The 14123-nt window shown below is 53.9% G+C and carries 8 protein-coding genes; 2 read left to right on the top strand and 6 right to left on the bottom strand.

Translation table 11 applies throughout. The features are described from left to right. Positions 1 to 155 precede the first annotated feature (155 nt). Positions 156 to 1679 (bottom strand): extracellular solute-binding protein, encoded by a 1524-nt coding sequence (locus tag AC3G2T_RS15660; protein ID WP_488436077.1) that lies wholly within the window; start codon positions 1677 to 1679, stop codon positions 156 to 158. Positions 1680 to 1829: 150 nt separating this feature from the next. Here AC3G2T_RS15660 and AC3G2T_RS15655 point away from each other — a divergent pair, with 150 nt between their 5' ends. Together AC3G2T_RS15655 and AC3G2T_RS15650 are read left to right on the top strand one after the other, a co-directional pair. Then, entirely contained in the window at positions 1830 to 4130 is a 2301-nt protein-coding gene (locus AC3G2T_RS15655) for an AraC family transcriptional regulator (protein WP_488436076.1), read from the top strand. Positions 4131 to 4189: 59 nt separating this feature from the next. Then, positions 4190 to 5992, top strand: a complete 1803-nt coding sequence (locus tag AC3G2T_RS15650) for a sulfatase family protein (RefSeq protein ID WP_488436075.1) — start codon at positions 4190 to 4192, stop codon at positions 5990 to 5992. Here the strand turns inward: AC3G2T_RS15650 and AC3G2T_RS15645 are convergent. The 5 genes from AC3G2T_RS15645 to AC3G2T_RS15625 form a co-directional block, all read right to left on the bottom strand. Further along, on the bottom strand, positions 5956 to 8613 hold the full coding sequence (locus AC3G2T_RS15645; protein WP_488436074.1) for a discoidin domain-containing protein: 2658 nt from the start codon (positions 8611 to 8613) through the stop codon (positions 5956 to 5958). The two genes, AC3G2T_RS15650 and AC3G2T_RS15645, sit on opposite strands and share 37 nt — an antisense overlap. 38 nt (positions 8614 to 8651) lie before the next feature. Further along, the gene (locus AC3G2T_RS15640; RefSeq protein ID WP_488436073.1) at positions 8652 to 10139 is read right to left on the bottom strand and encodes a glycosyl hydrolase; all 1488 of its coding nucleotides are present in this window, start codon (positions 10137 to 10139) and stop codon (positions 8652 to 8654) included. Positions 10140 to 10266: 127 nt separating this feature from the next. Further along, the gene (locus AC3G2T_RS15635; protein WP_474684172.1) at positions 10267 to 11637 is read right to left on the bottom strand and encodes a sugar phosphate nucleotidyltransferase; all 1371 of its coding nucleotides are present in this window, start codon (positions 11635 to 11637) and stop codon (positions 10267 to 10269) included. A gap of 42 nt (positions 11638 to 11679) precedes the next feature. Continuing rightward, positions 11680 to 13008, bottom strand: coding sequence for a UDP-glucose dehydrogenase family protein (locus tag AC3G2T_RS15630; RefSeq protein ID WP_488436072.1), 1329 nt, complete (start codon positions 13006 to 13008; stop codon positions 11680 to 11682). Positions 13009 to 13012: 4 nt separating this feature from the next. Continuing rightward, positions 13013 to 14113 carry a glycosyltransferase gene (locus AC3G2T_RS15625; RefSeq protein ID WP_474684170.1) on the bottom strand — a complete coding sequence of 367 codons (1101 nt, stop codon included), beginning with the start codon at positions 14111 to 14113 and terminating at the stop codon, positions 13013 to 13015. Positions 14114 to 14123 lie beyond the last annotated feature (10 nt).

The raw sequence follows: 14123 nt of genomic DNA, 5'->3' as shown, positions 1-14123 counted from the left end.
TTCCATAATTCACCACAAAACTCCACTTACAAAAACCCAAACAAGCCAAGGTGCCGAACCTTGGCTTGTTGTATGTCAGCGTTCTATTCCCGGCCGCCCGGGATGAACGATTTTATAGCCTGGGTGCTACGTAGAACGATTGCCCACGAGCGACGCTACTTTGCTTTTTTTAGAAAATACGCTTTGCTGTATTCCTCTATGATCTGATTCCCTCCGTTTTGCTTCCAGCGGGCGATTTCTTGACTGAACTCTTCCTTACTCAAGTTACCCAGTATATAGTTGAAGGTCGCGTCGGAAATAATTTTGTAAAGCTCCAATCCCCTCTCGTCATACGTCTTGGATTCCAGATTAACCGTCGGATCTTTAACAATGAATTTCTCATTATCCGCGCTCAATTGATCCGCAAGTTGGGTTAAAGACTCCTGTTCGGCGATGTGCATGACCTTCGGATTGCTCAAATCCGCGATCATCAGCGTATAAAGCGAGTTCACCTCGTCCACGCGCAACTGTGACGTTTCCTCCAAGAGTCGAACCTGATCGCCCACTTTGGTGTAATGTTTCCCTTCGATGCCGTAACGCAGCAGGTTGGCGACATCCTTGTCCATCGTCCGGTCGAAGAATGCGAGTACTTGCTTCAATTCTTCTTCGGTTTTTATCGCTTTTTTTGAAAATAAATACAAGCCGTTATAGTTGGGAATTGACCATACTCTCAAGCCGGTGGGCCCTTCGATGCGATTCACGAGCGTGTACTTCGCTTTCGGGTTGACCGCTTTGCTTTCATCGGCCAGCCGCTGCACATCCTGCATGCTGCCGATATATACGCCCGCGATGCCGCGGATCAGCTTGTCCCGCTGCACTTCCTTGCTGGTCACGGCAAAATCCGGATTGATCAGCTTCTCGGTGTACAGTTTTTTCATAAAATCCATCGTATCCATGTAAGCGGGCGATTCGAATTCCGGAACAAACCGATTGTCCGCTATGCTCCAGCCGTTCGGCGTGCCGAAATAGGAGCTCAGCGTCTTGAACGCGCCGAACACCAGATCGTTCCGGTCGGTTAATCCGATCGTATCCTGCTTTCCGTTCCCGTCGGGGTCCCCGTATGTAAACTGCTTCAATACGTTGTACAGCTCATCCAGGTTCGTCGGTTTGGACAAACCGAGGTTGTTCAGCCAGTCCTCGCGGATAATGATTCCCTGGCGGGACGAGGGGCGCTCCGTGTATAAACCGTATATTTTGTCGTCAACCGCCGCTTGGCCGAGAATGTCCCGGTTGAGCTGCTTCAGATTCGGGTATTGGCTCAAATAGGGTCCGATCTCCCAAAACGAGCCGGAACGGATTGAATTTTTTAAAATGATATAGTCCGAATATTTGATAAAAGTCGCTTTTTTCAGCGTGTTGGTCGTCAGCGAGGTGTTCACCTTGTCCGTGTAAATACCGGCAGGAACCCAATTCATTTCAAGTTTGGTCCCGGTCATCCGCTCGATTTCCTCTACCAGATTCTGATTCGGAGGTTGGGGAAAATGCAAAGGAGCCATAATGGAAATCTCCGGCCGCCCGTCGGCAGCAGACCCGGATTGTGCCGCATGATCGTTCCCGCAGGCGCTCAGCCACACAATAGCCAACGTTATAAATACCAGGCCAGCAATTCTCTTATTTCTTTGTACCGAGCCCATGTTCATACGAATCCCCCTTGTCAATACTTCGATTTATCGTCATAATCTAATAAAATGATTATCCGCCGTCCAGATGATTATTGTCCTGAACTAAAGCGTTTACTACAATAGACATGTTAGATGCTTCGTAACCTCCATGATAAGGTGTTGGATGCTGTGCGTTCTTTAAGTTTTTTGAGCAAAATGACGATTTTCGGGTTCTTGTTGAGCACGCTTCCGGTCATTTTCATCGGCGCTTTCTCGTTTGTGACTTCTTCCAAAGAGATCCAAAAAAATGTAAACGAAGGTAAAATGCAGCTAATCATGCAAATTAATTCAAATGTAGAGCAGAAATTAACGACTGTCAACCATACTTTGAATCAAGTGATTAATTCTACCGTGCTAAAAAAAGCGTTGGATATTCCACTGACTGTAAACGATTTCAAAATGTACGACGACTTGCGCAGCGAGATTCGCTACATGCAGTCTTTCGATACGAAGCTGGAAGACGTTGTCCTTATTAACGGACGCTATAACTGGATGGTCAAAAACTCCGGGCTGTACAAGTTCAACGAGTACCCGTACCACGACCAGTTGGCCGCACTGATGAACGGGTCCGAGAACAGCTCCTGGGTGCTGAATCCGTCCGCATGGTTTTACACGGAGGAAAATGCCAGAAGCGTCGCTTGCGATTACCATATCAGCCTGGTCAAAAAGCTGCCGACCACCGGGTTCGAGCAGTTCGGGATAGCGCTGGCCAACATACCGGCGTGCAGTCTGCAGGATTTGCTGAGCAGCGATACGCCGCAGTATGACGATATTATGATCATCGATGAGCACAACCGGATTCTGATGCACCCGAACCCCGAGTTCATCGGCAAGCCGGTCGCCGAAACGGGACTAAAAAATATCGAGCTCCCATCGGAGCCCCGCGGCCAATTCACCACGCAGATGAATCAAAAGCCGTACGCGGTGACGTATTTGCGCTCCAATCTGAACGGCTGGGCGTACTTGTCGGTGACGTCCATCGACAGCCTGACCAAGGAATCCAATAAAATCGGTACCTATACGATTTATGTGTGCGTGATCATGCTGCTCGTCTCCATGCTGCTGGCATGGCTGGGCTCCCGCCGAATGTATTCGCCGATTCAACTGCTGCTCAAGCAGATCGGAGAGCTCGTAACCGTGAACCAGCAGCGCAAAGCCAACGAGTTCCAGATGATCGGCGAGCAGGTCCGCGATTTGTTCCAGTCCAAATCCCAACTGGAAAACGAAGTGCGCCAGCATATCCAGCAGGTGCGCACGTTTTTCCTGATCAAAGCGTTCCAAGGCAACATCAAACATAACGAGCTGCTGGAAAAGCTGCAGCAGTTCGGCTACGGCGCCCAAATGGCCGAATGGAGAACGATGGCCGCCATTACGGTGCAGATCGACTCGATCGACAATACCAGGTACGAAAAGCAGGACGTGGATCTGCTGCTGTTCGCGGTGCACAACATTATCGAGGAACTGATCGGAACCGAGCAGCGGTTCGCGCCGGTCATTATCGACCATACCGTCGTCACACTGATCGGCAGTCCGGACAGCGATCCGGCGGCTTTCCGCAACACTTTGTACGCCTTGACGGAAAATTTGCAGCAAAAAATATTCAGCTACCTGAACTTGCAGGTCAGCATCGGCATGAGCCTGCCGACGTCGTCGTTTACGAACATGTCCATCGCCTACCGGGAAGGGCTGGAAGCGTTGAAGCACCGGATCAAGCTGGGCGAAGGCATCATTATTCAATATGAGAATATTAACTCGGGCAAGCATTATTTGAATCTGAACTATCCGAAGCATATCGAGCAGGAACTGAAGGACGCCATCAAAGTAGCGGAGAAGGATAAATCGAAGGAACTGCTGAAGCAGCTGCTGCAGTCCGTGCTTTCGGCGCAGCTGTCCCCGCAGGAGTACCAGGTTCCGCTGGCCCGCTTCCTGAACAATCTGCTGATCGTCATGCAGGAATCCGGCATCAGCCTGAATCAGATTCACCCCGGAAACGGCTCTTTATTCGAGGAATTGCTGGAGCTGCAAATCGCGGCTGAAATCGAAGACTGGTTCTGGACGCAGGTCGTATATCCGATGATCAAAATTTTCCGCGACCGGCAGGATGCGCAGTACCACAACATTTCGGAGAAAATCATCGATCTGGTGCAGCGCTGCTACGACACGGATTTGACGCTGGAGGAGTGCGCTTCGCAGCTGCATTACAACGCTAATTATTTAAGCAGTATTTTCCGCAAAGAAACGAACCATTCGTTCAGCGAATATTTATCCGCCTACAGATTTAATATGGCGAAGAAATGGCTGGCCGAGACAGATATACCGATTAAGGATATTTCATCCAGGCTCAGGTACAACAATCCGCAAAACTTTATCCGCTCGTTCCGCAAGCAGGAAGGCATTACTCCGGGTCAATACAGGGAAAAGAACGCATGAATACTCTTTTGAAGCTCCCCGGCATAATCTAGGTAAAAAACGCTTAGGATGTGTATGCCATGGTTAGGAACGGGGAGCCTTCACGCAAGCCGGAACAGCCTAATTTTCTCGTCCTGCTCGTTGATGAGGAGCGTTATCCTCCCGTATACGAAAATGCGGAAATCCGCGAATGGCGCAGGCAAAATCTTACGACGCAGGAGCGGTTACGCGCGAACAGTCTGGAGTTCCATCGGCATTATATCGGCAGCACCGCCTGCTGTCCGAGCCGCGCCACCTTGTTTACGGGTCAGTATCCGTCGCTCCACGGCGTCAGCCAGACCAATGGATTGGCCAAGAGATCCTTCGATTCCGATATGTTTTGGCTGGGTAGAAATACGGTGCCGACGATGGGAAATTATTTCCGCGAGGCGGGATACCGGACGTATTATAAAGGAAAGTGGCATATCTCCTTTGAAGATATCGGGATTCCGGGCACGCACCGCAGCGTTCCGAGCTATCATCCCTTGACCGGGGTGCCCGATCGGGCGGAGGAAGATTTGTACCTGCAGGCCGATCCCCTGGAAAGCTTCGGCTTCTCCAGTTGGATCGGCCCCGAGCCGCACGGCGCCGACCCGCGAAACTCCGCCTCGTCGGCGGCATTCGGCGTCAGCGGCAGAGACGTCGTCTACGCCGCCGAGGCGGCGCAGCTTATCGAGGCGCTCGGCCGCGAACAAAGCGCCGGCAGCAGCGCCGAGCCGTGGCTCCTCGTCGCATCGTTCGTGAATCCGCACGATATTACGCTGTACGGCTCGGTCACGGAGCGGCTGCCTTTTTTCCGGTTCGCCGTGGATCCCATGCCTCCGGTCGATCCGCCGCCGACTCTGGACGAACCTCTGGACACGAAACCGCGATGCCAGGCGAGCTACCGGGATCTGTATCCCCTGGCGCTGCAGCCCATCATCGACGAGCCGTTTTACCGCAAGCTGTACTACCAGCTGCAAAAAAACGCCGACGAACAGATGGGCAAAGTTTTCGATGCGCTCGTGAACTCGCCTTTCTATGAAAACACGATCGTCATTTTTACGTCCGATCACGGCGATTTGCTGGGGGCCCACAACCATTTGCACCAAAAAATGTACTGCGCTTACGAGGAGATGCTGCACGTCCCCTGTCTCATTCACCATCAAAAGCTGTTCCCGCAGCGCCGAGCCTTTCGATCGCTGACCAGCCACCTCGATCTTCTGCCCACCATGCTGGGCTTGGCGGGCGCCGATATCGCGGCGATCGAGAGCCGGCTGCAAAGCAAGTTCAGCCAGGTTCACCCCCTGGCAGGACGCGATCTTTCGCGGCTGCTTCTGGAACAGGACGAGACCGATCCGCTGGACGATCCGATCTATTTCATGACCGAGGACGACCTTCTGCGCGGCCAGCACCAGGTCAGCCTGCTCGGAGTGCCCTATCCCGCCGTTGTCCAACCGAACCACATCGAAACCGTTATCGCCACCGTACGGCGAAATAACGTCAAAGAACTGTGGAAGTATTCCCGCTACTTCGACAACGAGCAGTTTTGGAGCGAGCCCGGAGTCCGGGATGTCACCGTCAGCGTGCCGCCTCCGGGCGGGTATGCCGGCGGGCCTCCGCAGTGGTCGGCCTGCGCCTCTTGCGCCGTGACGGTCAAAACCGAGCCTGTGCCGGAAGAGTATGAGCTCTACAACTTGACCGAGGACCCGCTCGAAACGCGCAATCTCGCTCATCCTTCCCTGGCCACGCCACAATCCCGAAACATGCAGCAGTGGATGGCCCGGCTGCTGGAAGAGCAGCGGAGCCGCAAGCGGCTGACTCCGTATCAGCCCGGTGCGCCTGGACTCTCGCCGATCCCGTAAACGTAAAGCTCATGGATGGACCAGTAGCTGCCGCTCCTCGCGGTTTGCACGATTTTCACGTATCTGGCCCGCCGCGGCGCGAAGCGGATGTCCGTCACCGTAGCCCCGCGCCCCGCCGCGGCCGGGCTTCCCCATGCGGAGCCGTCGTCCGACAGGTAGACCTCGTACCCTTTCGAGAAATCGTTCGGCGAGCCTTCCGTCCGGAGCACGATCCGGTTGATCTCCGCCGTTTTTTTCATATCGACCTGGTAGTACTGCCCTTCCGTCTGCGCAGTGCCCGTATCCCAGCGGCTGTTGGGATTGTCGTCAATCGCGCGCTCCGGCTTCCCGGAACTGCTGGAAACCGCCCAATCCTTACGGTCCAAAGACGCATAATCGGTGGCGGTCGCCTGCGTGACCGGAGAACCCCGTTTAGTCCCCGTCACCTGTATTTGATAAGAATAAGCCGTTTCAGGCTGCGTGTCATTGTCGAAATAATGCGTTTTTTGTATATTTTCGGCGATCATCGTGTAGCTGCCGCCCGGAATGGAGCTGCGCCATACATCGTAGCCCCGCGCCCCTTCCGATTCCTGCCAGTCCAGCTCGATCGCATGCTGCTGCAAAGGCACCGCATCCAGCCAGGCCGAGGCCTTGGGCTTCACTTTCGCGGAACGCGTCAAAATATACTGCACCGCTTCGCCCGGCGCGAGCGTTTCCTTCAGCTGCAGTTCGGAGGCGGCTTGCAGCCCCGATACGTACGTCCGGGCTTCCTCATACGTGTCGCCCGCTCCGAACCGTTCCCCTTCAAATTCCGCCGCTTCCGGCATCATCACTTTGACCTCTATCGTTTGCGCGGTTTTCTCAAAATTGACGAAGTTCAGCAATATTTTGTCCGATGTCCCCTGCGATCCGGGCAGCGGCTTCAACGATGAGGTATCCACAGCGCGAACATATACCAGCTTGCCCGTCAAGCCGCTCTTGTTCGTGACCTCGTAGGCCAGCGGCCGGCCATGGGTCGCATAGGCCAGATTGAGCCTGCGCATGACGGCTGCGCGGGAATCCTGCTCCGACGGGTTGCTGTGGATTCGCGTCTCGGACGGATTATGGCCGTTCAGATCAAAGCCCGTTTCGAACAGCGAATACGACGGATAAAAAGCCGCATGCTGCGTGAACATGTCCGCATAGCCGATATGGGCGCGCATGATGCGGTCGAAAGCGGCCGCTTTCGGCTGAACGGCCCCGTACTGCTTGTCGTCGGTGTGGCTGTCCGACGTCCCGTACTCGGTGTTCAGCATCATTTTCGGCAAGCCGTCCTCCGCTCCTCCGAACGTCTCCAAATTTTCCACGAAGCTCCCGCCATCGTTATCCACGTAGGATGAGCCGTAAGCGTGCCCGTTGGTCAAATCCGTCACCCGCTCCAGCTCCTTGCGCTGGGCCGGATCGCTTTCCCAGCCGTCCGGATCGCCGCAGCGGGCAGTCTGGCCGGGCGCTTGGTTTTTGCACGCTTTCTCCTCATACTCCGGGGCGTATGCCCATCCGGGAGCTACCGTCTTCATATGAGGCGCCAAAATGGGAATATGTTCGCCCAGCCATTTGGCAATCGCCAGATTGACCGCCTTGGACCTGTTGAACAAGCCGGGCTCGTTGTCCACTTCATAATATTGAAAGAGCGAACCGTAATTTTTCAAATAATCGGCCAGCTTCGCTTCGGCGTCGTCCGGCAGGGTGCCGTCCGCTTTCAGCTTGATGTTGCCTGTATGCAGGTGAAAAGAGACGGCTTGCGTATTGTAGTCCCGCAAAGTCTCATAATACTCCTTGATGGACGAGCAGGCATTCTTGACATCCGTGGCGCAGCCGGTCCGCATAATGTTGCCGCTATAGGCGATGCCGAGCCATTTCAGCACGTACGGAAGGTGGCGGACGGCGCCTTCGTCGTAATAGAAGGACATATTGTTGACGCTCGTGCCGGACGCGATGTAATTGCCGTGAATCGGCTCCTCCGCCGGCGCCGGCAAAGCTGTCAGCGCAATGTAATCCCAGTTCCACCACAGGTACTGGTTTTCCGCCGGCGAACAGTACATGCAGCCGATCGCCTCAAGCTTCAATTCATTGTCGCCCTGCCGCAGCATTTCCTTCGGGATGTAAAGATCGTACGTCTTTTTGTAAGCATACTTGCTTGTCGTCCCGCCGACGCCGGCGATTTGCACGATGCCCGACAGCATGCCGTTGGAAAATACAGCCATCTGCGGAACGGACTTGTAGGCACCCAGCACCTTGACCTGGAGCTGAACGCCGTATTCCGGAACCGTGTCCAGGGAATAGTCGATGCTGAAATCGGGATTCACCGATTTGTTGAGGCCTTTGGGCACCTTTTTCCAATTCGCGCCGTTAGCCGGGGCTGCCGAGGCCGAGTACCTTCGGATGCCGGCGTCGTAATTGGCGAACTCAACAAAGGAATCGTCCGGACTGCCAAGCATCCACAAAAGCCGGCTGTCGCCCATGAGTGCCAATGAAGCCTGAGCCCGAGCGGAAGGATTCGTCGTCTTCGCCGCCACGCTCCAATAATACGAAGCGGAAGACAAGATGATGATGCAAAGCAAGACGGCCGACAGGGCAATAAACTGAAACGCTCTTCTTTTCATGATGTCCTCTCTTTCCAGTCTTAGCTTTTGCGAATTCATCAAGGGAGGAAGAGGACGCCTTCGGGAATGATTTCTTTCGCTTGGGAGGAACTGGCCCACATGAGCTTAGCCGCAGCCCCTTCCGTATGATCATAATATTCCACTTTAATATCCACAAGCTGCCCGGCGGTTAGCGCTATCTTTCCCGTTCGTTCCACCCAGCTCTGATTGTTCCAACTGTCTATCACCAAAGTCCCGTCGATCCACACCCGGATTCCGTCGTCGCTGACCGTGGAAATCGTATAGGTTTCCGAATATTTCGGCTTCAGCTTGCCCGTCCACCTGACGGAAAATTTATCGGCATGAACGGACGGCACCGGAGCGGACTTATGCCAGTTAAAGTCGATTTTGGGGTCTGTTCGCACCTCTTTGAGCAAGGTCAAGTTTTTATCGTCGAAATATTCGGCCCGCAGACCGTGCATGGCAGCCGGCGGCCTGTCGGCCATTTGAAAATAAGAAGGCACGGCGCCCCTCGACAGCGATTTCGAATTTTTGTAAAAAGATTGCAGCCCCTGATAGGAATTGTTATCCGTCAGCATTTTGCCCCAAATCATCATGTACGCCCATTTGGGCTGCTTTTCAAGAACTGCGTGATCCGGCACTTCGCCGTTTTCCCCGATTGCCACCGGTTTGCCGTCCGCCAGATCAACGATGTCGTCGTAATAGTCCTGCCGGTAATCGTTGTCGTAGATATCGACGGCCAGCACATCGACCTTGTCGGCGCCCGGATACGTCAGCCGGTAAGGATCGGCATAAGCGTTGGGCGCGTTCGGACTCCACACCCAGAGCAGGTTGTCCAGCTTGTGCACATTGACGAACCGCTCATACATGATATCCCAGAGGGCGGGGTAATTATTTTTTTTGCCCCACCAGAACCAGCCACCGTTCATCTCATGGTACGGTCGCCACAATACGGGGACCCCGGCATCCTTCAGCTTTTGCAGGTACACCGCCACATCGTCGAGATCGGCAATCAGCTTATCGTATTCCGGCGTTCCCGGAGTGACGTACCGGTCGAAATCGGACTGGCTCATTTCCGTCGATACGTTGGACCAGCAGCGGCATTTGCCGGGAATGCTCTGATGATAAGTTAAGGTTACGAGACCTCCGGCTTCATGCCAATCGATCGCGCTCTTCACGACATTCAGCCTTTGCGAAGCAACCGCCGTCTTGGATTGGTTCATAATCGCGCCGAACTCGTAACCGTGGATTCCGGCGTACGCTCCCGTCAATTTTTGCGATTTATCGTTTAATTCGTCCGGACTTTCCAGGTAATCGTGCTGGCCGCCTATAATATTTTTGCCCGAAATGTCATATAAAATCTGCAAAACGGCCTTCGCCTCCGCCGAGGCAGACGGATTCACAGGGACAGACGAAGCAGAAGCAATGTTCGGATAAAAAGGAAGTTGGGGCAAAATCAGCGCGAATAAAAGCAGGATCGCCGCCTTTCCTTTTACACCAACCTTTCTGCCTTGAAACACCCGCATAACGCGCCCTCCATTGGATGATTTTAAGATGCCATTGCTATGCCCATCGGATTACCAAATAAACAACCGCCTTCCAGTCCCATGAAAAAGAGAACAAAAAGGGGTTGTTTATTTCACAATCCAAACCTCATATAAACTGATGAAGCTTGATATCTTTCCATTCCATGCAAATTCGCACAATGTCCTCCTCAATCAGCTGCGATCCGGTTTGGACCTCGATCAGTTCCAGATCGGTTATCGCCAATATGCTGTGCTTGGTCCCTTCCGGAATCCGTACGACATCGCCGGGCTTCACTTGATACGGCTTGTCGTTGATGACGATATCGGCTATGCCGCTGACGATCGTCCATACTTCGCTTCTTTTGTAATGAAGCTGGTAGCTGATGTTTTTGCCGGCGCGGACGAGAATGCGTTTGGTGAGCACTTCGCTGCCCTCCGCGTATTTGACATAGTCGATGACGCGATAGCGCCCCCATCTCCGCTCTTCATACATCGGACGCTGCTGGATCGCATTCATCACTTCCTTGATTCGCGGGCTTTCCGCCTTCGAAGTGACCAGAATGCCGTCCGGGCTGGCAGCAACGACGACATCGTTCATGCCGATCACCGTAACCGGAATATCCAGTTCGTTGATCAAATGCGTGTTCACGGAGTCTTCCGTCACAATGCCCGTGCCGATCTGGGAACGGTTCATTTCCTCCGTCAGCGTGTTCCACGTGCCAAGGTCTTTCCAGAAGCCGTCGTACGGAAGGACGACCACATTCTCTTCCTTCTCCACCACTTCGTAGTCGAAGCTGATTTTCGGAAGCTCCTTGTATTTTTTAAGCATTTCTTCGTACTGGATCGGAAGTCCTTTTTCCGCCAGCACTTGTATTAAATAATCGAGGCGGAATCCGAACACGCCGCAGTTCCACAGAGCGTTCCGGCGGATCAAAGCTTCCGCTTGCGCGCGGTCCGGCTTCTCCCGGAAATGGCTGACCCGAAGCGCCTCCGCATAATCCGGGTGCGGGTCCGCAGGGACGATATAGCCGTACTTCTCTGACGGGACGCTCGGTACGACGCCGATCAGCGCCAGGTTCGCATCCGTTTCCCGAAGCACCTGCTCCAACTCCTTGATCTTCTCGAAGAAAGCTTCGTCCACGTAGGGATCGACCGGCAGAACGGCGACGACCGTATCCAGCGGCATGTCGGCCATCGAATACATATAAGTTGCGGCGAGCGCGATGGCGGCGAAAGTATCCCTTCTTTCCGGCTCTACGATCAGAGGAACCTCGCCGCCAAGCTGGCTGGCGATCATTTCAACCTGGGAACGGTTCGTTGCCAAATAAGCGGAAGTTCCCAGACCGGCGTCATTCAACTGTCTCCACACCCGCTGCACCATCGATTCGATCTCCTGATTCGGGCTGTCGAGCACCTTTAAAAACTGCTTGGATCTGGAATCGTTGGAGAGCGGCCACAGCCGCTTGCCCGACCCGCCGGATAAAAGAACCAGTTTCATGCTAATCACACTCCCTCTTATTATTGGACGAACTTAAACTTGTCAAACGTAGGCCCGCGGACGGAAGTGCGGGGTCATATCCGGTCTTCCCACCGAATAGTAATTCAAGCCGGTTCCCTCGATCTGTTCTTTGGAAAATACATTTCTGCCGTCGATCATAATCGGCTGCTTCATCAGGAAGGTCAGCTGGTGCAGCGAAACTTCCTTGAATTCCTGCCAATCGGTGAGCAGGCATAAAGCGTCGACGCCTCCGGCAGCCTCCAGCGCCAGACTGCACCATTGAATCGCAGGGTGGTCCAGCTGTTCCCTGAATTTATCCATGGCGGCGGGATCGTACAGCTTCACTTTCGCGCCCCGGCGGATCAACGTCTCGACGATTTCGAGCGCCGGCGCATCGCGGATATCGTCCGTGTTCGGCTTGAAGGACAAGCCCCAAATCCCGACGACCGTGTTGTACAGCTGTCCGAGCGATTCCTCCAGCCTCGTAATGACTTTGTAGCGCTGCGCTTTATTCACTTCCACGACCGATTTCAACAGCTGGAATTCGTAGTTGACATTGCCCGCGATCTGGATCAAAGCTTTCGTATCTTTGGGAAAGCAGGACCCGCCGTATCCGATCCCGGCATTCAGGAACGAGGGGCCGATCCGCGAATCCTTGCCCATTCCGAGGGCTACCTGCGTAACATCGGCGTCGACCTTTTCGCAAATGTTGGATATTTCGTTGATGAACGATATTTTTGTCGCCAGGAACGCATTGGAGGCATATTTGATCATCTCGGCGCTGCGGATATCCGTGACGAAGATTTGATCCGTAAAACGGCTGTGCAGCTCCACCATCGTCTGCTCCAGCTCCTTATTGTCCAAACCGATGACAATCCGGTCCGGGTGAAGCGTGTCCTGAATCGCCGACCCTTCCCGCAAAAACTCCGGCACGGAGACGACATCGAACGGTTCAGCGGTATGTTCCGCCAAAATGCGGTAAATTCTCTCGTTCGTTCCGACCGGAACGGTGCTTTTGGTCACGACGATCTTGTGGCCGTTCATCGCCCTGGCAATTTCTCCGGCTGCCGCCTCGATGTATTGCAGATCGGCCTCGCCGTTAGGCAGCGAAGGCGTGCCGACCGCGATGATGACGAGCTCGGACTGCTGCACGGCCTCCCGCAAATCGGTTGAAAACTGCAGCCTGCCGGCTTTCATATTGCGTTCTATGAACGCTTCGATCCCAGGCTCGTAGATGGGTGAAACCGCATTTTGCAGCATGGCGATTTTGCCGGGGTCCTGATCGACACAAATGACGTGATTGCCTGTCTCCGCAAAGCACACACCCGAAACTAATCCGACATAGCCGGTTCCGATTACCGCTAATTTCATACCATCACCGTTCCTCTCTGAATTTGTCATAGGCTTTGATCATATAGTTTTTAAGCTTTTCCATGAACGTCTTCTCGTCGAACTTTTGCGCGTGCTTCACGATCTGCGGCACGTTCCAGGCATGATTCTCCACCTCGCCGATGGCGGCAAGCAAATCGTCGACCTCCTGCCGGCGGAAAAAGACGCCGTTCACCTTCGGTACAATCGTATCGAGCGCGCCGCCCGCCTGATAAGCGATAACCGGCCTGCCGGCGGCATTGGCTTCGAGCGGCGTGATGCCGAAATCCTCTTCGCCCGGGAAAATCAGCGCCCGGCACTGCGCCATCAATTCCGTCACAGTAGCGTCCCCCAGCCTTCCGAGAAAGCGGACGTTGCTTTTCGCCATTTGCTTCAGACGCTCGAGATCGGGCCCTTCCCCGACGATGTACAGGGGCAGTCCGTTGCGGTTGAACGCCTCCACGGCCAGGTCGATCCGCTTATAGGATACGAGCCTGGAGACGATCAAATAGTAATCCCCGATCGCCTCGGAGCTGCGGAAGCGCGATGTGTTGATCGGCGGAAAAATAACGTCGGAATCCCGGTGATAATAATTTTGAATCCTGTTTTTGACGACCGACGAATTGGCGATAAACTGGTTGACGTTCTTCGACGTTTTCCGGTCCCACTGCTTAAGCTGGTTCATATAAATTTTCAAAAGCCGTTTCGTAATGCCGGAGTTGGATTGTCGTTCTATGTAAGTATCGTAATCCCATGCAAACCGCATCGGCGTATGGCAGTAACAGAGGTGAAACGTTTCTTTCGGAACTTGAATGCTCTTCATGAATGCGCTGCTGGAACTGAGCACGATGTCAAAATCACGAAAATCAAAATCCCGGATCGCAAATGGGTACAGGGGAAGCATCCCTTTGAAGTTATCCTTCCCTCCCGGCATCTTTTGCAGCCACGACGCCCGTATATCCGCTTCCTTCAACGTGCCGATCAGCCGGTTGCTGCTGAACATCGTCGTGAATATAGGCGCCTGCGGAAACATATGGTGAAAGACCTCGACGACTCTTTCGGCTCCGCCCATTTGAATCAAATAATCATGCGCGATTGCTATTCTCATTTGATCCACC

The sequence above is a fragment of the Paenibacillus sp. sgz302191 genome, from assembly GCF_057749925.1.
Note: the sequence above shows the minus strand (reverse complement) of the source record. Positions and strands in the feature narration are given on the sequence as shown.

Coding starts and splice junctions, on each gene's coding strand:
- AC3G2T_RS15660 (WP_488436077.1), bottom strand. CDS start 1,679: ATGAACATGGGCTCGGTACAAAGAAATAAGAGAATTGCTGGCCTGGTA.
- AC3G2T_RS15650 (WP_488436075.1), top strand. CDS start 4,190: ATGGTTAGGAACGGGGAGCCTTCACGCAAGCCGGAACAGCCTAATTTT.
- AC3G2T_RS15645 (WP_488436074.1), bottom strand. CDS start 8,613: ATGAAAAGAAGAGCGTTTCAGTTTATTGCCCTGTCGGCCGTCTTGCTT.
- AC3G2T_RS15640 (WP_488436073.1), bottom strand. CDS start 10,139: ATGCGGGTGTTTCAAGGCAGAAAGGTTGGTGTAAAAGGAAAGGCGGCG.
- AC3G2T_RS15635 (WP_474684172.1), bottom strand. CDS start 11,637: ATGAAACTGGTTCTTTTATCCGGCGGGTCGGGCAAGCGGCTGTGGCCG.
- AC3G2T_RS15630 (WP_488436072.1), bottom strand. CDS start 13,008: ATGAAATTAGCGGTAATCGGAACCGGCTATGTCGGATTAGTTTCGGGT.
- AC3G2T_RS15625 (WP_474684170.1), bottom strand. CDS start 14,113: ATGAGAATAGCAATCGCGCATGATTATTTGATTCAAATGGGCGGAGCC.